The 22,515-nt window shown below is 60.2% G+C and carries 17 protein-coding genes and 4 tRNA genes; 11 read left to right on the top strand and 10 right to left on the bottom strand.

Going from position 1 to position 22,515, the window contains the following annotated elements; translation table 11 throughout:
- Positions 1-13: 13 nt before the first annotated feature.
- From preA to hydA, 3 genes are all read right to left on the bottom strand, one after another.
- A complete protein-coding gene (gene preA, locus J1G35_RS03525) occupies positions 14-1,288 on the bottom strand; it encodes an NAD-dependent dihydropyrimidine dehydrogenase subunit PreA (RefSeq protein ID WP_053138505.1) in 1,275 nt (424 codons plus the stop codon).
- Positions 1,288-2,655 carry an NAD(P)-dependent oxidoreductase gene (locus J1G35_RS03520; protein ID WP_223013532.1) on the bottom strand — a complete coding sequence of 456 codons (1,368 nt, stop codon included), beginning with the start codon at positions 2,653-2,655 and terminating at the stop codon, positions 1,288-1,290. The genes preA and J1G35_RS03520 overlap by 1 nt, the downstream gene beginning before the upstream one ends.
- Before the next feature lie 80 nt (positions 2,656-2,735).
- Entirely contained in the window at positions 2,736-4,175 is a 1,440-nt protein-coding gene (hydA, locus tag J1G35_RS03515) for a dihydropyrimidinase (RefSeq protein ID WP_223013530.1), read from the bottom strand.
- Between the two features lie 591 nt (positions 4,176-4,766).
- Between hydA and J1G35_RS03510 the strand changes: the two genes are divergently transcribed.
- Positions 4,767-6,248, top strand: coding sequence for an NCS1 family nucleobase:cation symporter-1 (locus J1G35_RS03510; protein WP_053138496.1), 1,482 nt, complete (start codon positions 4,767-4,769; stop codon positions 6,246-6,248).
- A gap of 25 nt (positions 6,249-6,273) precedes the next feature.
- Entirely contained in the window at positions 6,274-7,557 is a 1,284-nt protein-coding gene (locus J1G35_RS03505) for a Zn-dependent hydrolase (protein ID WP_223013528.1), read from the top strand.
- A gap of 121 nt (positions 7,558-7,678) precedes the next feature.
- Here the strand turns inward: J1G35_RS03505 and J1G35_RS03500 are convergent, their stop codons facing one another.
- The 4 genes from J1G35_RS03500 to J1G35_RS03485 all read right to left on the bottom strand — a co-directional run bounded on the left by J1G35_RS03500 (position 7,679) and on the right by J1G35_RS03485 (position 14,201).
- A complete protein-coding gene (locus tag J1G35_RS03500; protein ID WP_223013526.1) occupies positions 7,679-8,137 on the bottom strand; it encodes a transposase in 459 nt (152 codons plus the stop codon).
- A gap of 281 nt (positions 8,138-8,418) precedes the next feature.
- A complete protein-coding gene (locus J1G35_RS03495; RefSeq protein WP_223013524.1) occupies positions 8,419-9,837 on the bottom strand; it encodes an efflux transporter outer membrane subunit in 1,419 nt (472 codons plus the stop codon).
- The gene (locus J1G35_RS03490) at positions 9,821-10,990 is read right to left on the bottom strand and encodes an efflux RND transporter periplasmic adaptor subunit (RefSeq protein ID WP_053138486.1); all 1,170 of its coding nucleotides are present in this window, start codon (positions 10,988-10,990) and stop codon (positions 9,821-9,823) included. Before J1G35_RS03490 ends, J1G35_RS03495 begins: the two co-directional genes overlap by 17 nt.
- Entirely contained in the window at positions 10,980-14,201 is a 3,222-nt protein-coding gene (locus J1G35_RS03485) for an efflux RND transporter permease subunit (protein WP_223013522.1), read from the bottom strand. The genes J1G35_RS03490 and J1G35_RS03485 overlap by 11 nt, the downstream gene beginning before the upstream one ends.
- A 204-nt stretch (positions 14,202-14,405) precedes the next feature.
- Between J1G35_RS03485 and J1G35_RS03480 the strand changes: the two genes are divergently transcribed.
- On the top strand, positions 14,406-14,816 hold the full coding sequence (locus J1G35_RS03480; protein WP_053138482.1) for a hypothetical protein: 411 nt from the start codon (positions 14,406-14,408) through the stop codon (positions 14,814-14,816).
- Here the strand turns inward: J1G35_RS03480 and J1G35_RS03475 are convergent.
- Positions 14,813-14,974: a hypothetical protein gene (locus J1G35_RS03475; protein WP_172681524.1), complete on the bottom strand. Its 162-nt coding sequence runs from the start codon at positions 14,972-14,974 to the stop codon at positions 14,813-14,815. The genes J1G35_RS03480 and J1G35_RS03475 overlap by 4 nt on opposite strands.
- A gap of 211 nt (positions 14,975-15,185) precedes the next feature.
- Between J1G35_RS03475 and J1G35_RS03470 the strand changes: the two genes are divergently transcribed.
- The gene (locus tag J1G35_RS03470) at positions 15,186-15,848 is read left to right on the top strand and encodes a C39 family peptidase (protein WP_223013520.1); all 663 of its coding nucleotides are present in this window, start codon (positions 15,186-15,188) and stop codon (positions 15,846-15,848) included.
- A 48-nt stretch (positions 15,849-15,896) separates the two neighbouring features.
- Here the strand turns inward: J1G35_RS03470 and pbpG are convergent, their stop codons facing one another.
- On the bottom strand, positions 15,897-16,820 hold the full coding sequence (gene pbpG, locus J1G35_RS03465) for a D-alanyl-D-alanine endopeptidase (protein WP_223013518.1): 924 nt from the start codon (positions 16,818-16,820) through the stop codon (positions 15,897-15,899).
- A 208-nt stretch (positions 16,821-17,028) separates the two neighbouring features.
- Entirely contained in the window at positions 17,029-17,883 is an 855-nt protein-coding gene (folD, locus tag J1G35_RS03460; RefSeq protein WP_053138473.1) for a bifunctional methylenetetrahydrofolate dehydrogenase/methenyltetrahydrofolate cyclohydrolase FolD, read from the bottom strand.
- 275 nt (positions 17,884-18,158) lie between these two features.
- Between folD and J1G35_RS03455 the strand changes: the two genes are divergently transcribed.
- From J1G35_RS03455 to clpX, 7 genes are all read left to right on the top strand, one after another.
- Positions 18,159-18,235, top strand: a tRNA-Arg gene (locus J1G35_RS03455).
- Between the two features lie 32 nt (positions 18,236-18,267).
- A tRNA-His gene (locus J1G35_RS03450) sits at positions 18,268-18,343 on the top strand.
- 57 nt (positions 18,344-18,400) lie between these two features.
- A tRNA-Leu gene (locus tag J1G35_RS03445) sits at positions 18,401-18,485 on the top strand.
- A 76-nt stretch (positions 18,486-18,561) separates the two neighbouring features.
- Positions 18,562-18,637, top strand: a tRNA-His gene (locus J1G35_RS03440).
- 398 nt (positions 18,638-19,035) lie between these two features.
- Positions 19,036-20,346: a trigger factor gene (gene tig, locus J1G35_RS03435; protein ID WP_053138471.1), complete on the top strand. Its 1,311-nt coding sequence runs from the start codon at positions 19,036-19,038 to the stop codon at positions 20,344-20,346.
- 91 nt (positions 20,347-20,437) lie between these two features.
- The gene (gene clpP / locus J1G35_RS03430; protein ID WP_003174822.1) at positions 20,438-21,073 is read left to right on the top strand and encodes an ATP-dependent Clp endopeptidase proteolytic subunit ClpP; all 636 of its coding nucleotides are present in this window, start codon (positions 20,438-20,440) and stop codon (positions 21,071-21,073) included.
- A 112-nt stretch (positions 21,074-21,185) separates the two neighbouring features.
- Positions 21,186-22,469 (top strand): ATP-dependent Clp protease ATP-binding subunit ClpX, encoded by a 1,284-nt coding sequence (clpX, locus tag J1G35_RS03425; RefSeq protein ID WP_003238279.1) that lies wholly within the window; start codon positions 21,186-21,188, stop codon positions 22,467-22,469.
- Positions 22,470-22,515: the final 46 nt, after the last annotated feature.

The raw sequence follows: 22,515 nt of genomic DNA, 5'->3' as shown, positions 1-22,515 counted from the left end.
GCGGCCTAAAGGCCTACACCGCCTCCCGGTAAGGATTCCTCGGATCCTGCGTCCAATTCAAAAACGGCTTGCCCGTGTCGATGGGCACCATCTCGATGCAATCCGCCACCGGGCAGGTGATCTGGCACAGGTTGCAGCCCACGCACTCATCATCGATCACTTCGTATTTATGCGTGCCGTCCGCCTGTTTCAGGCTGGCGATGGCCTGGTGCGAGGTGTCCTCACAAGCAATATGGCAACGCCCACAGCCAATGCACGCCTCTTGGTCGATCTTGGCGATTACCTGGTAGTTGATGTCCAGATACTTCCAGTCCGTGGTGTTGCCCACCGCGCGCCCGGAAAATTCCTGCAAGCTCTGGTAGCCCTGACTGTCCATCCACCGTGACAGCCCATCCTTCATCTCTTCCACGATGCGAAAACCATGCAGCATCGCCGCCGTGCACACCTGCACCGCGCCGCAACCAAGGGCGACGAATTCCGCGGCGTCGCGCCAGTTGCCAATGCCGCCGATCCCGCAGATCGGCAGGCCCTGGGTCTGTGGGTCGCGGGCGATTTCGGCGACCATGTTCAGGGCAATCGGCTTGACCGCCGAGCCGCAGTAGCCGCCGTGGGTGCTCTGGGTGCCGACCATCGGCAGGGCGACCATGCGTTCCAGGTCCACGCTGGTGATGGAGTTGATGGTGTTGATCAGCGACACCGCGTCCGCACCGCCGCGATACGCTGCCCGCGCGGCCACACGGATGTCGGTGATATTCGGCGTGAGTTTGACGATCACCGGCAGCGAGCAATAGGTCTTGCACCAGCGCGTCACCTGTTCCACGTACTCCGGCACCTGGCCCACCGCTGCGCCCATGCCGCGTTCGGGCATGCCGTGGGGGCAACCGAAGTTCAGCTCAATGCCGTCGCAGCCGGTGGCTTCCACCAGGGGCAGGATGTTTTTCCAGGATTCCTCAACGCAGGGCACCATCAGCGACACGATCAGCGCGCGGTCGGGCCAATCCTTTTTCACCTGGGTGATTTCCCGCAGGTTGATCTCCAGGGAACGGTCGGTGATCAGCTCGATATTGTTGATGCCCAGCACTTCACGGTTGGCGCCGTAGTGCGCCGAGTACCGGGATGACACGTTGACCGCCGCCGGGTCTTCACCCAGGGTCTTCCACACCACGCCGCCCCAGCCCGCTTCAAACGCTCGGACCACGTTGTAGGCTTTGTCGGTGGGCGGCGCGGAGGCCAGCCAGAACGGGTTGGGGGCCTTGATACCGGCGAACACAATCGAGAGATCGGCCATTACGCAGCCTCCACATTCAGCATGAGTTGGGCGTGCATGGCTTCGGCGGCCAGCTTGCCGTGTTGCACCGCCTGCACGGTGAGGTCCTGGCCGAGGCTGACGCAGTCGCCGCCGGCATAGACCCCAGGGATGCTGGTGCGCAACTGTTCATCGACGAAAATACGCTCGCCGACGCGGTGCAGCTGTTGCGCCAGGGGATCGTGCAAGGCGTCGTGATCGAAGCCCTGGCCGATGGCCTTGAAGATGGCATCGGCGGCCAGTTCGAAGGTCTCACCGGTGGGGTGCAGGCGGCCGTTTTCCAGGCGGGTACGGGCGAAACGCATGCCGCGTACGTGGCCCTGGTCGTCAAGCAGGACTTCTTCAGGTTGGGCCCAGGTCAGCAGGCGCACCAGGTTGGCCTTGGCGATGTCCTGCTCATGCTGGGTGGCGCCCATGTCGGACAGGCCACGACGGTAGACGAGATTTACGTCGCGTGCTCCGAGCCGGGCCATTTGCACGGCCATGTCGATGGCGGTATTGCCGGCGCCGAGCACGATGCAGCGGTCGGCCAGGGGCAGTTGGGTCAGGTCATCGGCCTGGCGCAGTTCACGGATATAGTCGGTGGCAGCGAGCAGGCCGGGTGCGTCCTCATGGGGTAAGCCGAGTTGCTTGCTCGCAGCCAGGCCCAGGCCGAGGAACACCGAGTCGAATTGCTGGTGCAGTTCGCTCAAGGTCAGGTTGTCGCCCAGGCGCTGGCCGTGGCGGATTTCGATGCCGCCGATCTGCAGGAGGAAGTCCAGTTCCTTCTGGGCGAAGTCGTCCACCAGCTTGTACTTGGCGATTCCGTATTCATTCAGGCCGCCGGCTTTTTCCCGCGCTTCGAAGATCACCACGTCATGCCCGTGCAGGGCGGCACGATGGGCACAGGCCAGCCCTGCGGGACCTGCGCCGACCACGGCGATGCGTTTACCGGTCGGTGCGGCGCGCTGGAACGGGTGTTCGCTGAAGTGTGCATTATCGATGGCGTAGCGCTGCAACAGGCCGATCAGCACCGGTGCGCATTCGTCGGCGTTGTTACGGACACAGGCTTGCTGGCAGAGGATTTCTGTCGGGCAGACTCGCGCGCAACTGCCGCCGAGGATGTTGGCCGAGAGGATTTTCTGCGCGGCGCCCTGGACGTTGTCGGTGTGGATATTGCGGATGAACGACGGGATGTCGATTTCGCTGGGGCATGCGTTCACGCAAGGGGCGTCGTAGCAATACAGGCAGCGCGAGGCTTCCAGTTGGGCCTGGCGGGCGTTGAGGGGCGGCGCCAGGTCGGTGAAGTGGCTGGCGAGGGTGGCCCCGTCTTCATGGGGATGGGGGAGGTGGGTCAGGGTCTGGATCACGGTGTTGGCCTCACGGTTTTTTTGGATTGCCTCTAAGTGGGCATTTTTGTTGCCGGTTCGGGCTTCATCGGGGGCAAGTCTCAGCGCTTCACAGCAACCGGCCTGGAATGCTCCGCCCGCTTGCTCAACTGCTCAAACACCGACGGATACGCCGGCCGTTCCACATAGCGCCCGGCCCCGCGCTCGGCGCGCAGGTCGCCATCGGCCCAGACCAGCTTGCCCTGGCTGATGGTGTGGCTCGGCACGCCGCGCACGGTCTTGCCTTCGAAGATGTTGAAGTCGACCTTCTGATGGTGGGTCTTGGCGGAAATGGTCCGCGTACCTTCGGGATCCCACAGCACCAGGTCGGCATCCGCACCCACGCGGATCGCGCCTTTGCGCGGGTAGAGATTGAAGATCTTCGCGGTGTTGGTGGAGGTCAGCGCGACGAACCCCTGCATCGACAGGCGCCCGGTGTTGACCCCTTCGTGCCACAGCAGCGCCATGCGGTCTTCGATACCGGCGGTGCCGTTGGGAATCTTGCTGAAATCATCACGCCCGGCAGCTTTTTGCTCGGCGCAGAAGCAGCAGTGGTCGGTGGCGGTGGTGTGCAGGTTGCCGGATTGCAGGCCATGCCACAGCGCTTCCTGATGCCCGCGCGGACGGAACGGCGGGCTCATCACATAGCCGGCGGCGGTTTGCCAGTCGGGGTGCTGGTAGACGCTGTCGTCCAGCAACAGGTGGCCGGCGAGCACTTCGCCGTAGACCGCCTGGCCCTTGCCCCGGGCGTAGGTAATTTCATCCAGCGCCTCCTTGGTAGACACGTGCACCAGGTACAGCGGCGTGCCGATGGTCTCGGCGATACGAATGGCGCGGCTGGCCGCTTCGCCTTCCACCTGGGACGGGCGCGACAGCGGGTGCGCTTCCGGCCCGGTGATGCCCTGGGCCATCAGCTTGCGTTGCAGGTGGTACACCAACTCGCCGTTTTCCGCATGCACGGTGGGCACGGCGCCGAGTTCCAGGCAGCGTTCGAAGCTGGCCACCAGGGTGTCGTCGGCCGCCATGATTGCGTTCTTGTAGGCCATGAAATGCTTGAAGCTGTTAATGCCGTGATGGCTGACCAGCTCGGCCATTTCCTCGCGCACCTGTTCGCTCCACCAGGTAATTGCCACATGGAAGCCGTAGTCGGACGCAGACTTTTGCGCCCAGCCACGCCACTGATGGAACGCTTCCATCAACGATTGCTGCGGGTTGGGAATCACGAAGTCGATGATCGAGGTGGTGCCTCCCGCCAAACCCGCCGCCGTGCCGCTGAAAAAATCTTCACTGGCCACCGTGCCCATGAAGGGCAGTTGCATATGGGTATGGGGGTCGATGCCGCCGGGCATCAAATATTGGCCGCTGCCGTCGAGTTGTTCAGTGCCGGCGGGAATATCCAAGTCCGTGCCAATGGCGCGAATCAGACCGCCTGCGCATAAAACATCGGCGCGGTAACTTTCATCATGGGTAATAACGGTGGCGCCACGGATCAACAGCGACATGTCGAGTTCCTCACAGGCTTGACCGGCTTGTGCCAGTTCTAAGTGTTGTATGGCTACGCGCCGATGTTCGGTTAATTCCTGTCATCGGTGACAGGAATAGAAACTAGCCCGAGTTTTTCGATAGAGCAAGAAGATTTTTTATAAGCATATATCGTATTTAATATATTGATTTATAAGGATAAAAATACAAAATCACCAAAATGTAGCGGTCTCTCACCATTTTGACGCACTTGACAGGTTATTAATATGAGCAACATTTCTTATTGCAAATCAGACGCTTGAGACATGCCTCTTGACGGGGTCGGTAAATAAAAATAATTGTGGTGCACCAGATTGAGTCCTGACCGTTCGGATAACTGGCGCGTTATTTAGCCTGAGTAGCGCGGCAAGTACCGCAGGCACAATCGGAAAGCTGATTAACATCAGCGAGTTATATAAGCGGTGCGGGTTAAAGGGTGGTTGTCGGCACGGTTATTGAGTGCAGTGGCGGCTGGCCGGACCCGTGATGTCATGTTGTTTACGAGGTACTCCGGCCACCCAGCGTTCAGCGCGGGGTGAGCAACAATAATTCGAAAAAACCGTGGAGCGGCCATGCAACAGAACAGATCGCAAGTCATTGAGCGCAACGGCCTGTACGAACTCGACGCCGGCCCCGACGTCCTCGACAGTCCTCGCTACAACCACGACATGGCACCGACCAAGGTGCACGAACGCACCTGGAACAAGTGGCACATCACCGCGCTGTGGGTCGGCATGTCGATCTGCGTGCCCACCTACACCCTGGGCGGGGTGCTCACCGCGTATTTCGGGTTGTCGGTGGGCGAGGCGCTGATGGCGATTTTGCTCGCCAATATCGTGGTGCTGATCCCGCTGACCCTTAACGCCTTCCCCGGCACCAAGTACGGCATTCCGTTTCCGGTGTTGCTGCGTTCGTCCTTCGGCATCCTCGGTTCCAACGTGCCGTGCCTGATCCGCGCGCTGGTGGCGTGCGGCTGGTTCGGGATCCAGACCATGTTTGGCGGGCTGGCGATTCACCTGTTCCTGGGCTCGATTTTCGAGGGATGGAAGTCCCTCGGCGGTACCGGTGAAGTGATCGGCTTCATGATTTTCTGGTGCCTGAATTTGTGGGTGGTGCTGCGGGGCGCCGAGTCGATCAAGCGCCTGGAAACCCTGTCGGCGCCGTTGCTGGTGGCGGTGGGCATTGGTCTGCTGGTGTGGGCGATGCCGAATGTGTCGCTCAGCGAACTGATGGCGATCCCGCCCAAGCGTCCCGAGGGCGCGAGCCTTACCGGTTACTTCATGGCCGGCCTGACTGCGATGGTGGGCTTCTGGGCCACCTTGTCGCTGAATATTCCCGACTTCAGCCGCTACGCCAAAAGCCAGAAGGACCAGATCCTCGGGCAGATTTTCGGCCTGCCGCTGACCATGTTCCTGTTCGCCGCCCTCGGTGTGATCATGACCGCCGCCTCGGTGAAACTGGTGGGCGTCAGCGTGTCCGATCCCGTGACCCTGATCGGGCATATCCAGAGCCCGGTGTGGGTGGCCGTGGCGATGGCGCTGATCATCGTCGCGACCTTGTCCACCAACACCGCCGCGAACATCGTCTCGCCCACCAACGACTTCCAGAACATCGCGCCCAAGCTGATCAACCGCACCACGGCGGTGATCCTTACCGGCCTGGTCGGGCTGGCGTTGATGGGCCATGAGCTGCTGAAAAAACTCGGGCTGATCGTCTCGGATGTGAGCCTGGAAACGGTCTATTCCAACTGGTTGCTGGGCTACTCAAGCCTGCTGGGCCCGATCGCCGGGATCATGGTGGTGGACTACTTCATCACCCGCAAACAGCAACTGGACCTGGCCGGTTTGTACCGCGATGACGTGTACCCGGCGTGGAACTGGAGCGGCTTCATCGCCTTTGGCGTGCCGGTGGTGTTGACGTTGCTGTCCCTGGGCAGTGATGCGTTCAGCTGGTTCTACAGCTACGGCTGGTTTACCGGTTCGGCCTTGGGCGGTTTGTTGTATTACGGCCTGAATGCCAGGCGCGGAGCCAGCCCGGTCGTTGTCAATTCATAAGAAATACACGCTTGAGGAGATCCCCATGAACGCTGCCCTTGACGTTCTGCAATCGACCCACCAGCACATCAACCGCGACCGCTTGTGGCAGTCGCTGATGGACCTGGCCAAACTCGGTGCCACTCCCAAGGGCGGCGTGTGCCGCCTGGCCCTCACCGACCTCGACCGCAAGGCCCGCGACCTGTTTGTGCAGTGGTGCGAAGACGCTGGTTGCATCGTGACCGTCGACGGCATCGGCAATATCTTCGCGCGCCGTCCCGGTCGTAATCCCAACCTGCCGCCGGTGATGACCGGCAGCCATATCGACACCCAGCCCACAGGTGGCAAGTTCGATGGCTGCTTTGGCGTGCTGGCGGGAGTGGAGGTGCTGCGTACGCTCAATGACCTCAAGATCGAAACCGAGGCGCCCTTGGAAGTGGTGGTGTGGACCAACGAGGAAGGCTCGCGCTTCCCGCCGTGCATGATGGGCTCGGGGGTATTTGCCGAGAAATTCACCCTGGCCGATACCTTGGCCAAGGTTGATGCGGACGGCGTCAGCGTGGGTGATGCGCTGAATGCGATTGGCTACGCGGGAACCCGTCCTGAGAGTGGGCACAAGGTCGGTGCGTATTTCGAAGCGCATATCGAACAAGGGCCGATTCTGGAGGACGAGAAGAAGACCATCGGCGTGGTGCTCGGCGCCCTCGGGCAAAAGTGGTTCGACCTGAAACTGCGCGGCGTTGAAGCGCATGCGGGGCCGACGCCGATGCACCTGCGCAAGGACGCCCTGGTCGGCGCGGCAGCGGTGGTGGCTGCGGTCAATGCGGCGGCGCTGGGGCATCAGCCCCATGCGTGCGGGACCGTCGGTTGCCTGCAGGCGTATCCCGGTTCACGCAACGTCATTCCTGGCGAAGTGCGCATGACCTTGGACTTTCGTCACTTGGAACCGGCGCGGTTGGATTCGATGATTGCCGAGGTGCGCAAGGTGATTGACGAGACCTGTGCCAAGCACGGGTTGAGTTTTGAAATGGAACCCACGGCTGACTTCCCGCCGCTGTACTTCGACAAAGGCTGCGTCGACGCCGTGCGCGATGCGGCAAATGGGCTGGGCTTGTCGAACATGGACATCGTCAGTGGGGCAGGGCACGACGCGATTTTTGTCGCCGAGTTGGGGCCTGCGGGGATGATCTTTGTGCCGTGTGAGGGGGGGATCAGCCATAACGAGATCGAGAATGCCGCCCCCGATGATCTGGCGGCGGGGTGTGCGGTCTTGCTGCGCGCCATGGTGGCTGCATCGGCAGCCATCGCCAGCGGCAAACTCGCGGCTTGAAATGCGGGTAAAAAATGTGGGAGGGGGCTTGCTCCCGATTGCGGTGTATCAGTACAGATAAGCTGGCTGACCTACCGCAATCGGGAGCAAGCCCCCTCCCACATTTGAACTGTGTTTGACGTTAAACCCAGATGGCATCCCACAGTGGGTAGTCGCCAATCCGCTCGACCAAGCCCGCCCGCAATGGATTAGCCACCACATACCGGGCCATTTTCACCAAGTCATCTTCCTTGCGCAGTGCGCGGTCATGAAAGCTTTCTTGCCAAAGCCGTCCCTTGCGACCGCTCAGGGCATTGACGGTCCTGGTGCTTTTTGACTTCACCTGGCACATCAAGTCCGTCAGCGAGCCTTTTTTCAGTTCAAGCAGCCAATGGAAATGGTCCGGCATGATGACCCACGCCAGCGAGTTGGCCAGCCCTTGGTACTGGGCCAACCGAAATTGCCAGACCACCAGGCGAGCGAGCTGGAAATTGTCGAATATCGGTATGCGTTCGTGGGTGTTGGTGGTGATGAGGTAGATGCGGTTGGGGTCGCTGAATCGACCGATGCGCAGGCGGTGTGAAGCGGGTAAATCTGCCATTCCCTGGCCCTCTCTAGATGTGCTTAGAGAGGCTAGATTGGAGAGCAAGAGGTTGATGGGCGGGCTTTTGGCAGGATGTGTCTGGAAGGACGCTATCGGGGGCAAGCCCCCTCCCACATTGGTTCAGCGGTGTTCATACATTGTGTGTCTGACGCGGGGCTAGTGTGGGAGGGGGCTTGCTCCCGATTGCGGTGGCTCAGCTACGGATAAACTGGCTGTTTCACCGCTATCGGGGGCAAGCTCTCTCCTGGATTTAGCTTGAACTGTGCCTGGAGGTGATGTCAGGCGCCAGGTTGCCAGCCGCCGCCGAGTGCAGTCATGAGTCCTACACTGGCCTGCAACTGCCGTGTCTGCACCGCCTGCAATGTCCGCTGCGCTTGCAACGCCGCCGTCTGCGCTGTCACCACATCCAGGTAACTCACCGCACCCGCTTGATAGCTGTTCATCGCCAGCGATTGCGTGTGTTGCGCCGCGTCCGCCGCCGCTTGCTCATCCTGCGCTTGCTGCTGCAAATCCCGCAGTTGCGCGAGGTTATCTTCCACCTCGCGCACGGCCTTCAGCACCTGGCTGCGGTACTGCGCGGACGCTTCTTCAAACTCGGCCTTGGCCTGGCGTTCATTGGCGCTCAGGCGCCCGCCATCAAAGATCGGCACATTTACCAACGGCCCCAGCGCCCAATACCGATTACCCGCCGACAGCAGGTTGCCAACGCCCTGCGTCTGTCCGCCTATCAACCCGGTCAAGCTGAAGTCCGGATACCATGCCGCCTTGGCTACGCCGATATTCGCGTTGGCCGCAAACACCCGGCGCTCTGCCGCCGCAATATCCGGGCGACGTTGCAGCAGGTGGCTTGGCAACTGCGACGGAATTCCCGGCAGGGCGATCAGTTGCTGGCCGGGTGGCAGCGTGAAGTCGCTGGCTGCCACACCTACCAATTCACCGATGGCGTGCTCGGTGAGGTTGCGTTGGCCGCGTACCTCATCCAATTGCGCCTTGGCCTGCGCCAATTGATTTTGCGCCCGGGTCAGGTCCAGCTCCGAGGCTATCTGGCCCTCGTAACGGCTGCGGGTCAGTTGCAGTGCCTGGCTGAAATCCTCCAGCGAGCCAGTAAGAATCCGGCTCTGCGCATCCAGCCCATTGAGCTGCACGTACAAAGTCGCCAACTGACGCTGCAAACTCAGGCGCGCCACCGCCAGGTCATCCCCGGACGCTTGCGCCTGGGCGTCACCGTTCGCGACCTGATTGCGAATTTTGCCCCACAGGTCCAGGTCGTAACTCAACGAAAAACCGGCGGTGTTGCTGTTGTACACCGACGGTTGTGTATTCCCCCGCAACGGCCGCGAGTCAGATTGGCGCTGGCGCAACGGTTGTGCGCTGGCGGTGATCTGTGGGAACAGCCCGGCATGTAGCTGACTGGCATAGGCTTGGGACGCATCGAAGTGCGCCAGCGCCGCCGCCAAGTCCGGGTTGGCCTTGAGCAGTTGCTGCTGCAGGTCATTCAGGCGCGTGTCGTTGTAGAGCGTCCACCATTCGGGGGCCAGTTGGTCGGACGGCTGCGCGCTGTGCCAGGGGCCGTCGCTGGTCTGTTCGCGGTAGTTGGCCGGCAGGTCAATCGCCGGGACCTTGTAGGTCGGGGCCATCGAGCAGCCTTGTAAGGTCAGCAGCATCAACGCGGCGAGCGGTTTAAGCCTTATGCGCATGTGCACCTCCGGAGGCATCGGCGAGTTGTACGGGATCACCTTCGCGCAACGCATCGGGCGGGTTGTCGACGATGCGGTCGGCGGGCTTCAAACCTTGGTCGATCACCAGGCGTTCGCCTAGGTCGAGGCCGATATGGATGGCTTGCAGGTGCACATGGTTCTGCCCATCCAGCACCGCCACCTGGGTGCCCTGGGCGCGGAAGATCAGCGCGCTGGCCGGGATGCTCACGCCATGGGTATCGGCCGGAATCGGCAGAGTAGCCTCGGCATAATCACCGGGCAGCAATTCGCCGTTGGGGTTGTCGGCGACGAACTGGGCGAGCAGGGTGCCGGAGCGGCGGTCGATGGCGGTGGAATCACCGATCAAGCGCGCCTTGAAGTGCTTGCCGGGATGCTCGGGCACGGTCAGCTCGGCTTCAAGGCCGGGATGGATGACCGCCGCGTAGTTCTGCGGCACCGGCACATAGAGGCGCAATTGGTGGGTGTCGGCGATGTTGAACAGTTCCGGATCGCTGTCGGTGTCGGCCTTGATCAATTGGCCGATATCGGTGTTGCGCGCGGTGATGGTGCCGGCGAACGGTGCGCGCAGCGTCTTGTAGCTTTCCAGGGCGGACAGTCGTGCATAGTCGGCAGCGGCGGCCTCGGCGTTGGCCTTTGCGGCAGCGGCGTTGGAGGTTTTTTCATCGGCCTCCTGGCGCGAGACCGAATGGCTGGCCAACAGGTTTTGCCAGCGCGTGGCGGTGGTTTCTGCCAGGCGTGCATTGGCCTGTTCCTGCACCAGGCGTGCACGGGTTTGTGCCAGTTGCTGATCGAGGTCGGGGCTGTCGATTTCAGCGAGGACTTGCCCGGCCTTGACCTGGCTGCCGATGTCGACTTTCCAGTCCTTCAAATAGCCGCTGACGCGGGCGTGGATCGGTGCCTTGCTCCAGGCTTCCAGGTGCGCCGGCAGGCGCAAGGTGTCGCCGGCCACATTCTGCTTGGGCTGGAACACCATCACCTGCGGGATGGCGGCGGTCTCGGTCCAGGCGGTGACCGATTGTTCGTGCAGCGTGCGGGCATGCAAGCCGTTGGCGACCAACAGGGCGGCCAGGGTCAGGCCGCCGACACCCATGAGCATCAGACGCTTGCGCGAGGGTTTGTGATCAGACGACATGTGGGGTTTCTCCTGCAACTGCGCGAGTAGGGTGACGACCGTGGACCAGGCTGAAGACCACGGGAACAAACAACAACGTGGCGAGGGTGGCGAAGATCAAACCGCCGATAACGGCGCGCCCGAGCGGGGCGTTCTGCTCTTCGGAAATCGCCAGGGGCAACATGCCGATGATCATCGCCAGGGCAGTCATGCACACCGGGCGGAAGCGCGTGTAACCGGCCTCCATGGCGGCCTTCAACGCATCACCATGTTCGGCCAGGCGCTCACGGCAGAAGCTCACCACCAGGATCGAGTTGGCCGTGGCGACGCCCATGCACAAGATGGCTCCGGTGAGCGCCGGCACCGACAATGAGGTGCCGCTGAGGAACAGCATCCACACGATCCCTGCGAGTGCCGCAGGCAAGGCCGTAATGATCACAAACGGGTCGGCCCACGACTGGAAGTTGACCACGATCAGCAGGTAGATCAGCACCACCGCGCCGAGCAGGCCGAGGCTCAGGCCGCTGAAGGCTTCATGCAGCGCATCGATTTGCCCATGCAGGCTGATCACCGCGCCTTTGGGGCGCAGGGACGCGGTGTCATCCAGCACTTTTTGCACGTCGCGGGCCACGCCGCCGAGGTCGCGGCCTTGCACGTTGGCGTACAGGTCCAGGGTCGGTTCGATGTTGTAGTGGGTCACCACCGCCGGGCTTTGCACGCGGGAGATGGTTGCCACGCCGCCGAGGATCTGTGACTGGCCATCGGCGCCGGTCACCGGCAGGGCTTCCAGTGACGGCAGGCTGTCGAGGCGGTATTGCGGGGTGGCGGCGACGATGGAATAGGACACGCCGTTGGCCGGGTTGAGCCAGAAGGTCGGCGCGGTTTGCGAACTGCCGGCGAGGGAGGCAACCATGCTGTTGGTCACGTCCCGCTCGGTAATGCCAAGGCCGTTGGCGCGCATGCGGTCGACATTCACCTGCAGCGACGGGTAGCCGGTGGACTGCTGGATGCGCAGGTCGGCGATGCCGGGCACGTGTTGCAGGCGACGTTCCAACTCGACGGCGTAGGCGCGGTTTTCTTCATCGCTGCGCCCAGAGATTTTTACGTCCAGCGGCGCCGGCGCGCCGAAGTTGAGGATCTGGCTGCTGATGTCCGCCGGCAGGAACGCGAAGTGGCTGCCGGGGAAACTTTGTGGCAGCGCTTCACGCAGTTTTTTCACGTAGTCGGCGGTGGGTGCGTGGTGTTTTTTCAGGCTGACCTGAATGTCGCCATCCTGCGGGCCGATGGTGCCGCTGCTGCTGTAGGCCATGTCGATGCCGCTGAGCGGGATGCCGATGTTATCGACGATGGTGTCCAGTTCCTCGGCGGGGATCACTTCACGGATCCGTGCTTCGATGCGGTCGAAGGCGGCAGCGCTTTCTTCGATGCGCGTGCCCAGCGGCAGGCGCACATGCAAGGCCAGCGCACCGGCATCCGTCGCCGGGAAAAAGTCCTGGCCAAGGCTGGGTATTAGCAGGAATGAGGCGAGCACACAGGCCAGAAAGCCCACGATAAAGCGCTTGCGATGACCCAGGGCCAACGTCAGCAAGCCATGGTAGGTGTCGCGGATATTCGAGAAGTGGCGCTCGAAACCTTGCTGGAAATTCAGCACGGCTTGCAGCGCGGCATTGCGCGGTTTCTTGTGCTGCTCGCCCTCATGGTGGTTGATGAATTCGTCTTCAGGGTGATGTCCGGCACCTGGCTCCGGCATATGTGGCTTGAGCAGGAACATCGCCAGTGTCGGCACCAAGGTGCGCGAGAGAATGAACGAGCTGGCCATGGCAAAGATCACCGCCAGCGCCATCGGCCGGAACAGATAACCGGCGATGCCTTGCAGCAGGAACATCGGCACGAACACGATGCAGATGCACAGCAGTGAGACGAACGCCGGGCCGACAATTTGCGCGGCGCCGTCGAGGATCGCGGTCTTCACCGCCTTGCCTTGCTCCAGGTGCCAGTTGATGTTTTCGATGGTCACCGTGGCGTCGTCCACCAGGATCCCCACCGCCAACGCCAGCCCGCCGAGGGTCATGACGTTGAGGGTTTGTCCGCTGACGGCCAGCAGCGCAATGGCCGACAGCACCGCCAGGGGAATCGACGCCGCAATAATGAGCGTGGAGCGCCAGCTGCCGAGGAACAGCAGGATCATCGCACTGGTCAGCAGCGCGGCGATGATGCCTTCCTGGGCCACGCTGCCCACCGATTGCTTGACGAACACCGACGCGTCGCCCAGCAACGAGGTTTTCAGTGACGGCGGCAGGGTTTCGTTGATGCGCGGCAGCATCTTGCGGATACCGTCGATGATCGACAGGGTGGAAATGCTGCCGTTTTTCAACGCCGGCATCAGCACCGCGCGATGGCCGTCGACGCGCACGATGTTGGTCTGCGGCGGCGAGCCGTCGCGCACATGGGCAACCTGGCCGATGGTGATCAGCGCGCCGTCGACGGTCTTGATCGGCAGGTCGTTGAGCTCATCGATAGCCTTGGGGCTGTTGTTGAGCAGGATCGTGTATTCGTTGGGGCCGAGTTTGGCGGTGCCCACCGGAATGATCTGGTTCTGCAGCGCCAGGGCATTGCCCACATCCTGGGCCGACAAGCCCTTGGCAGCCAGCGCCTGGGGGTCGAGATCGAGGGTGATCTGGCGCTGTTTGCCGCCCATTGGCGTGGGCATGGCCAGGCCGGGGAGAGCGCTGAGGGGCAGGCGGATATTGTTCTGTACCAGGTCGCGAATCCTGGCTTCCGACAGCGTCGGGCTGGAGAACGCCATTTGCAGGATCGGCACCGTGGAGGCGCTGTAGTTGAGGATCAGCGGCGGCGTGATACCCGGTGGCATCTGCTTGAGCACGGTCTGTGACACGGCGGTCACTTGGGCGTTGGCAGTGCGGATGTCGACGCCGGGCTGGAAGAAAATCTTCACGATGCCCATGCCGGGCAGGGATTGCGATTCGATATGTTCGATGTCGTTGACGGTGGTGCTCAGGGAGCGTTCGTAGGTGTAGATCACCCGACCGGCCATGGCGTCCGGCGACAGGCCGTTGTACTGCCAGACCACGGCGACCACCGGGATGCCGATGTCGGGGAACACGTCGGTGGGGGTTCGCAGGGCCGCCATCGGCCCGATGATGCAGATGAATATGGCCAACACGATAAACGTGTACGGCTTTTGCAGTGCGGTCTTTACCAGCCCGAGCATGCGTGAACCTCCGAGGGAGCAGGATTGCAAACCCCGGCAGTCTTGCCCGACCCACCTAACACGCGCCTTTCAGCCAGGTGAAGGAACATTTAGTTAAGGGCTGAAGATCGTTTCATATGTATTCATTTGTTCTACAAAGGGCGGCTCGCCAAGCTTGTGACCCATCGGATACGACTTTTTATTGATGCCCTTTGGAGCCCTGCCATGTCACTGAAACCTCTGTTGTTGATCCCTGCCCTTGGCGCTGTTTTGTTGTTGTCGGCGTGTGCGGGCCCAATCCCGAAGGCTGATCCGAGCGAAGCCTGGATTGGTTTGAAAGAGGAAGCACCGAATGACCTGATGGCCGAACGCGTGGATGGCAAGCGCGTGGATGACGGCCGCTTTTTTGAAGTGGCGCCTGGAGATCATCGCCTGGATGTGACGTTATTCGAGGAAGAGGCTGGCGACGACAACCAGCAGGACTGCCAGGGCCGTGTCGAGTACAAGCATTTCAAGGCGGGTGAGCATTACACCCTGGTGGAGTCCAGCCTGGGCACCACCGTGCGAGCATCCCTGAGGGATGGGCACGGTAAGGAAGTCGCAGCAACTCAGGATTTCAATTGCATGCCTGGCTAGGCGTGGTGCACCGCCGCTCTATGGGGCTTGGCGGGCGCCGCAGGTTTGACGTGGGGGTGATGGTGCCGGCGGGTAATGCGCAACACCCCCCACAACATGGCGCTGGCTACCGCCAGCCATCCGCAGATCAACAGGAAAATCGTTGTTGCAAGGCTCATTTTGGCCTCCTTTCGCCCCGCAGGGGGCACACACAGTCTTCTCAATGGACAGTCTAGCTACCCGGTGGTTGCCTGCTATTGACCAATGGTCGTGTTCGACCAACTCGTTTGCTCTATCCACGACGCTTTACTAAGCCTGTGGGCTATACCCGCGTGGCAGAGCGTCCTATGATCAGGGCCCTCACCGGCAGTTGATCAAGAGAGTAAAAAATTGCGGTTACGGTCGAACGTTAAAACATCCTTGTTGCTGGCCTGTGTCATAGGGCTCGCGGCCTGTTCCGGGCATCCGTCGAAACTTCCGGGCCTGCCGGAACGTGTCGAACTCAATGGTGTGCCGACCTTTCGCAGCGAGGCTTATCAGAGTGGTCCTACGGCGTTAGCCAGCATGCTGTCGCAACAAGGCATTGTCATGACACCGGGCCTGTTGGATAAGCCGTTGCATTTGCCGGGCGGTGAAGCGGACCTGGAGCGCAACATGCAGGTGCTGGCCCGTGAGTACGGGCTGATGGTGTACCCGCTGGACGCCAAGCTGACCGCGGTTCTGGCGCAGGTGGCGGCGGGTTACCCGGTGATGGCACGGATTGGCGGCGGCCTGTTGTCTGACGCGCACTACGTGGTCGTGGTGGGTTTCAACCAGCAGAAAAGCACGGTGCTGTTGCGCTCAGGCATGGACCGACGCCTGCTGATGAGCTTCAGCGACTTTGAGTCGAAGTGGAACAGCGCCGGGCACTGGGCAATCCTCAACCAGCGCCCGAGCCAGTTGCCGGCCAATGTGGATGCGCAGCGTTGGCGGGATGCGGCGAATGCGACGGCCCAGGCCGGGCAGGAGCAGGCGGCTGCGCAGGCACTCAAAGTGCTGGCGGAACACAGATAAAAATGTGGGAGGGGGATTGCTCCTCCCACATGGGGTCTTCGGTGTTCTTTAGCGGCGGACTTCGGCTGCGTTCGCGCGGTTCTTCAGGTTCTTGTCAGCCTTGTAGCGCAGCGCAACGTCCGGCACCGAGCCGCCCTTGCCGGTTTCAACCCAGCTACGAATACGGCTGGCATCGGCAAAGTGCGTGAATTTGCCGAACGCATCCAGGATTACCAGCGACACCGGGCGATTCCCCATGCTCGTCACCAGTACCAGGCAATGGCCAGCCTGGTTGGTAAAGCCGGTCTTGGTCAGCTTGATATCCCAGTTGGCGCGATTGATCAGGTGGTCGGTGTTGGAGAAGCCCAGGGTGTAGTTGGGCTTGCGGAACGCTACGGTCTTTTCCTTGGTGGTGCTCAGCTGGCTCAGCATTGGAAACTTGTGTGCGTAGGCCAGCAGCTTGCTCAGGTCACGGGCGGTGGACACGTTGTGGATCGACAGGCCGGTGGGCTCAACATAATGGGTGCTGGTCATGCCCAGAGCCTTGGCCTTGGCGTTCATCGCGGCAATAAAAGCCGCGTAGCCGCCCGGATAGTGGTGCGCCAGGCTCGCGGCGGCGCGGTTTTCCGAGGACATCAGGGCGATCAGCAGCATCTCTTTGCGCGGCATCTGACTGCCGATCTTCACGCGCGAGAACACACCTTTCATTTCCGGTGTGTCGGTGATGTTGATGTCGATGTACTCGTCCATGTTCTGCTTGGCTTCGAGCACGATCAGGCCCGTCATCAGCTTGCTCACCGAGGCGATAGGCACCACCACGTCGGGGTTGCTGGCGTAGATGACCTTGTTGGTTTGCAGATCCACCAGCATGGCGCTGCCGGAAGCGATCTGCAGTTTGGACGGATCACGCGGCGCCAGGGTGGATTCGGCGGCGTGCGCAAAGGTGCCTGTGAAAACAAAAAATAGGCTGACAATAGAAAGACGAATTTTCACGCGGATGAACTCGCTAAAAAAGTAAGAAATACCGTTGGGAAACGGGTTTTGTGACAAATGGCGTTACATTTTAGGAGTATGGACGAGAGACTGTCGAATGTTCTTCTAAAACCAGACGAAAGTGCTTAAAAACTAAGAAAAAACAGGTTTTCTTCCGGGCAATAAAAAGCCCTGCGATAAGGCAGGGCTTTTTCAGTGCTGCTGGTTATTAGTCGTGCAGGGTTTCGGCTGCATACAGGGTATTTTCCAGCAGGCAGGCACGGGTCATCGGGCCAACGCCGCCTGGCACCGGGGTGATCCAGCCAGCGCGGGGCAGGGCGGTCTCGTACACTACGTCACCCACCAGCTTGCCGTCTTCCTGGCGGTTGATGCCCACGTCGATGACGATGGCGCCTTCCTTGATCCATTCGCCCTTGACCAGTCCCGGCTTGCCGGCGGCCACAACGACCAGATCGGCACGGCCAACGTGGCCGGCGAGGTCCTTGGTGAAGCGGTGGGTCACGGTCACGGTGCAACCGGCCAGCAGCAACTCCATGGCCATGGGGCGGCCCACGATGTTGGACGCGCCGACAACAACGGCGTCGAGGCCGTACAGGTCGACACCGGTGCTTTCCAGCAGGGTCATGATGCCTTTGGGCGTGCACGGGCGCAGCAGCGGGATACGCTGGGCCAGGCGACCGACGTTATAAGGATGGAAACCGTCGACGTCTTTGTCTGGGCGGATGCGTTCCAGCAACTTGGATGCGTCGAGGTGCGCAGGCAATGGCAATTGCAGGAGGATGCCGTCCATCGCCGGGTCGTCGTTGAGGCTGTCGATCAGGTCGGTCAGGGCCTGCTGGGTGGTGTCGGCAGGCAGGTCGTAGGCCTTGGAAATAAAGCCGACCTCTTCACAGTCTTTACGCTTGTGCGAGACATAAACCTGAGAGGCAGGATCGCTGCCGACCAGGATCACCGCGAGGCCAGGCGTGCGCAAGCCTTGTTGGCTGCGCTCGGTGACTCGTTTGGCGATCTGCTGGCGCAGGCTGGCGGCGATTGATTTGCCGTCGATAAGTTGTGCAGTCATTACGCGTGATTAACCATCGAGAGGGGGAGGAAAAGTGCGCGCATTCTCGCACGCCATGACGTGAGGGCAAAGGCGCTTGGTCCGCAAATTGGCCTAACCCCTTAAATAAAATGAATTTTTTTCAAAAAAGATTTGACGGGTTTCCAGGCCCTCTATACTATTCGTCGCACTTGTCGGGCACAGCCTAGCACTGGTTAAGAAGGTCGAGCAGAATCGTTGTTCTGTAAGGCTGGAAGCACTTAGTTTGTAATCCTCCAAGAGTACAGATTAATAAGGCGCCCGTAGCTCAGCTGGATAGAGCATCCGCCTTCTAAGCGGATGGTCGCAGGTTCGAGTCCTGCCGGGTGCGCCATTAGGCAGCTTTGGCACAAGTAGCGCTATATGGTGGGCGTAGCTCAGTTGGTAGAGCACGGGATTGTGACTCCCGTTGTCGAGGGTTCGATCCCCTTCGTCCACCCCATATTTTGAAAAGGCGCCAGATTAATCGTCTGGCGCCTTTGCTTTAAGAGCTTCAAGCGCGGATGTGGTGGAATTGGTAGACACACTGGATTTAGGTTCCAGCGCCGCGAGGCGTAAGAGTTCGAGTCTCTTCATCCGCACCAATAAAGCTTTACTCGGTCTATACGCAGGGTAGGGCTCGACAAAGAAGTGGTTTGGTTTCTTTGTTAACGCAATATGGTGGGCGTAGCTCAGTTGGTAGAGCACGGGATTGTGACTCCCGTTGTCGAGGGTTCGATCCCCTTCGTCCACCCCATATTCGAAAGGCGCCAGATTTAACAGTCTGGCGCCTTTTTTGGTTTTGGCGGTTCGGATTTTCGTGGCTGCAGGTTCTGGGTCGCGATGGCGGTGCATTTCATCGTATTTATGTGTCTCGATGATGCTGCGTTGTCTATCTGCCCTCACTGCGGGGTGGGCGTCAGGGAGATGGGTGACGACCCCTTCTATATATAGAAGGGGCGGCGCAGAGCCCTGGCGTGATTGGCTTTATTTGTCACCGGGGCGGGGCGCGACAGTGCCTTCGTACCGATAAATTGCCGGCTGTTTACGGGCGTATTTCCAGTAGGGTGACTTCTTGAGTTTGACCCACTAGAATGCATGCCCTTGATTGGGGTCGGAAATGGCCGGCTAACGTCTGTGCAACGAGGAATATCCATGCAAGTTTCTGTTGAAAATACTACTGCTCTCGAGCGCCGCATGAGCATCACCGTGCCGGCTGAGCGCATCGAGACTGCGGTCAACAAGCGTCTGCAGCAGACTGCCCAAAAGGCCAAGATCGCTGGTTTCCGTCCAGGCAAAGTGCCAATGAGCGAAATCAAGCGCCGTTTTGGTGCTGATGCGCGCAATGAAGCCGTCGGTGACGTGATCCAGGCTTCCTTCTATGAAGCAGTGGTTGAGCAAAAGCTGAACCCGGCTGGTTCGCCTTCGATCGAACCTAAGTCCCTGGAAGCAGGCAAGGACCTGGAGTACGTTGCCGTATTCGAAGTCTTCCCTGAGTTCGAAGTGGCCGGTTTCGACGGTATCGCTATCGAGCGCCTGAGCGCCGAAGTGGCTGATTCGGACCTGGACAACATGCTGGAAATCCTGCGCAAGCAGAACACTCGTTTCGAAGTGGCCGACCGTGCCGCCCAGAACGAAGACCAGCTGAACATCGATTTCGTGGGCAAGGTTGACGGCGAAGCGTTCGCTGGCGGCTCCGCCAAGGGTACTCAGCTGGTGCTGGGTTCCAACCGCATGATCCCTGGTTTCGAAGACGGTCTGGTCGGCGCCAAGGCCGGTGAAGAGCGCGTTCTGAACCTGACTTTCCCTGCTGACTACCAGAACCTGGACCTGGCTGGCAAAGCCGCCGAGTTCACCGTGACGGTCAACAGCGTTTCCGAGCCTAAGCTGCCAGAGCTGAACGAAGAGTTCTTCAATCAGTTCGGTATCAAGGAAACCGGTATCGAAGGCTTCCGCACCGAAGTTCGCAAGAACATGGAGCGCGAGCTGCGCCAGGCCATCAAATCCAAGGTCAAGAACCAGGTCATGGACGGTCTGCTGGCTGCCAACCCGATCGAAGTGCCTAAGGCCCTGCTGTCCAACGAAGTGGATCGCCTGCGCGTACAAGCTGTTCAGCAGTTCGGCGGCAACATCAAGCCAGACCAACTGCCGGCCGAGCTGTTCGAAGAGCAAGCCAAGCGTCGTGTGGTACTGGGCCTGGTCGTGGCTGAAGTGGTCAAGCAGTTCGACCTCAAGCCTGACGAAGACCGCGTTCGCGAAATGATCCAGGAAATGGCTTCGGCCTACCAGGAGCCTGAGCAGGTTGTGGCTTGGTACTACAAGAACGACCAGCAACTGAACGAAGTACGTTCGGTTGTGCTGGAAGAACAAGTTGTGGATACTGTTCTGCAGAAGGCTAAGGTGACCGATAAAGCGGTCTCTTACGAAGAAGCAGTCAAACCGGCGGAAGCAGCACAAGCCGACTGATTGTCCAACTCGTTGGAAATACAACCATAAGCCAGCCTCGCGCTGGCTTATGCGTTTTCAAGACATGACTATTTGGGAGTAACTGCAGAGCATGTTCCGTAATTCCTATATTCAGCAGAACTCTGATATCCAGGCCGCAGGCGGCTTGGTCCCGATGGTTGTCGAGCAGTCCGCTCGTGGCGAACGCGCCTACGACATCTACTCGCGCCTGCTCAAGGAGCGAGTGATCTTTCTGGTGGGCCCGGTAGAGGACTACATGGCCAACCTGATCTGTGCGCAACTGCTGTTCCTTGAAGCGGAAAACCCGGACAAGGACATCCATCTCTACATCAACTCGCCGGGCGGTTCGGTGACAGCGGGTATGTCGATCTACGACACCATGCAGTTCATCAAGCCGAACGTATCGACTACCTGCATTGGCCAGGCCTGCAGCATGGGCGCGTTCCTGCTGACCGCAGGTGCCGAGGGCAAGCGTTACTGCCTGCCGAACTCGCGCGTGATGATTCACCAGCCACTGGGCGGTTTCCAGGGCCAGGCGTCGGACATCGAAATCCACGCCAAGGAAATCCTCTTCATCCGCGAACGTCTCAACACGCTGATGGCCAAGCACAGCGGGCACACCCTGGAAGAAATCGAGCGCGACACCAACCGCGACAACTTCATGAGCGCCGAAGCCGCACGTGAATACGGGTTGATCGACGCAGTGATCGAAAAGCGCCCCGCTTAATATAAGCCGCTCAAAATAGGGCTGGTCGGGTTTTCCGATCATCGGCGGGCTTGAAAAAGCCCGCATAAGCCTTCATCTTGTGTTGCAAGCCTATCGGATTTGGATCGAACGAATGACTGACACCCGCAACGGCGAGGACAACGGCAAGCTGCTCTATTGCTCCTTCTGTGGCAAAAGCCAGCATGAAGTGCGCAAATTGATTGCCGGCCCCTCGGTCTTTATCTGCGACGAGTGCGTCGACCTGTGCAATGACATCATCCGTGAGGAGGTGCAGGAAGCCCAGGCCGAAAGCAGCGCGCATAAATTGCCTTCGCCTAAAGAAATCAGCGGCATCCTTGATCAGTATGTGATTGGTCAAGAGCGTGCAAAGAAGGTTCTGGCCGTAGCGGTGTACAACCACTACAAGCGTCTGAACCAGCGTGACAAGAAAGGCGACGAAGTCGAACTCGGCAAGAGCAACATCTTGCTGATCGGTCCTACAGGCTCGGGTAAGACCCTGCTTGCAGAAACCCTCGCTCGCCTGCTGAACGTTCCGTTCACCATCGCCGACGCCACCACCCTCACTGAGGCCGGTTACGTGGGTGAGGATGTCGAGAACATCATTCAGAAACTGCTGCAAAAGTGCGACTACGACGTAGAGAAAGCCCAGATGGGTATTGTCTACATCGACGAAATCGACAAGATCTCGCGCAAGTCCGACAACCCGTCGATCACCCGGGACGTTTCCGGTGAGGGCGTGCAGCAGGCACTGTTGAAACTGATCGAAGGCACGGTAGCTTCCGTACCGCCACAAGGCGGCCGCAAGCACCCGCAGCAGGAATTCCTTCAGGTTGATACGCGCAACATCCTGTTTATCTGTGGCGGTGCGTTCTCCGGCCTGGAGAAGGTTATTCAGCAACGGTCTACCCGTGGCGGCATCGGTTTCAGTGCAGAAGTTCGCAGCAAGGAAGAAGGCAAGAAGGTGGGCGAGTCCCTGCGTGAAGTCGAGCCTGACGATCTGGTCAAGTTCGGTCTGATCCCGGAATTCGTTGGCCGTCTGCCGGTCCTGGCCACGTTGGACGAGTTGGATGAGGCGGCTCTGATTCAGATCCTCACCGAACCGAAAAACGCCCTGACCAAGCAATATGCCAAGCTGTTCGAGATGGAAGGTGTGGACCTTGAGTTCCGTACTGACGCACTCAAGTCGGTAGCCAAGCGGGCACTGGAGCGCAAGACCGGTGCACGTGGTCTGCGGTCTATCCTCGAAGGCGTATTGCTCGACACCATGTACGAGATCCCCTCGCAGTCAGAGGTGAGTAAAGTGGTGATCGACGAAAGCGTTATAGAAGGCAAGTCCAAGCCACTGTATATCTATGAAAACAGTGAGCCGACTGCCAAGGCTGCGCCTGACGCGTAAGCGTTTCGCAGTTTCGGTACAAACAAGGGGCCTCTAGGGGCCCCTT

Source organism: Pseudomonas sp. SH10-3B (assembly GCF_019891415.1).
Lineage (GTDB): Bacteria > Pseudomonadota > Gammaproteobacteria > Pseudomonadales > Pseudomonadaceae > Aquipseudomonas.
This window is presented reverse-complemented; position numbering and strand designations above follow the sequence as displayed.

Bases quoted from the DNA above. Each gene is read 5' to 3' on its own strand.
- preA (WP_053138505.1), bottom strand. From the start codon at position 1,288: ATGGCCGATCTCTCGATTGTGTTCGCCGGTATCAAGGCCCCCAACCCG.
- hydA (WP_223013530.1), bottom strand. From the start codon at position 4,175: ATGTCGCTGTTGATCCGTGGCGCCACCGTTATTACCCATGATGAAAGT.
- J1G35_RS03510 (WP_053138496.1), top strand. From the start codon at position 4,767: ATGCAACAGAACAGATCGCAAGTCATTGAGCGCAACGGCCTGTACGAA.
- J1G35_RS03505 (WP_223013528.1), top strand. From the start codon at position 6,274: ATGAACGCTGCCCTTGACGTTCTGCAATCGACCCACCAGCACATCAAC.
- J1G35_RS03500 (WP_223013526.1), bottom strand. From the start codon at position 8,137: ATGGCAGATTTACCCGCTTCACACCGCCTGCGCATCGGTCGATTCAGC.
- J1G35_RS03495 (WP_223013524.1), bottom strand. From the start codon at position 9,837: ATGCGCATAAGGCTTAAACCGCTCGCCGCGTTGATGCTGCTGACCTTA.
- J1G35_RS03490 (WP_053138486.1), bottom strand. From the start codon at position 10,990: ATGTCGTCTGATCACAAACCCTCGCGCAAGCGTCTGATGCTCATGGGT.
- J1G35_RS03485 (WP_223013522.1), bottom strand. From the start codon at position 14,201: ATGCTCGGGCTGGTAAAGACCGCACTGCAAAAGCCGTACACGTTTATC.
- J1G35_RS03480 (WP_053138482.1), top strand. From the start codon at position 14,406: ATGTCACTGAAACCTCTGTTGTTGATCCCTGCCCTTGGCGCTGTTTTG.
- J1G35_RS03475 (WP_172681524.1), bottom strand. From the start codon at position 14,974: ATGAGCCTTGCAACAACGATTTTCCTGTTGATCTGCGGATGGCTGGCG.
- folD (WP_053138473.1), bottom strand. From the start codon at position 17,883: ATGACTGCACAACTTATCGACGGCAAATCAATCGCCGCCAGCCTGCGC.
- tig (WP_053138471.1), top strand. From the start codon at position 19,036: ATGCAAGTTTCTGTTGAAAATACTACTGCTCTCGAGCGCCGCATGAGC.
- clpP (WP_003174822.1), top strand. From the start codon at position 20,438: ATGTTCCGTAATTCCTATATTCAGCAGAACTCTGATATCCAGGCCGCA.
- clpX (WP_003238279.1), top strand. From the start codon at position 21,186: ATGACTGACACCCGCAACGGCGAGGACAACGGCAAGCTGCTCTATTGC.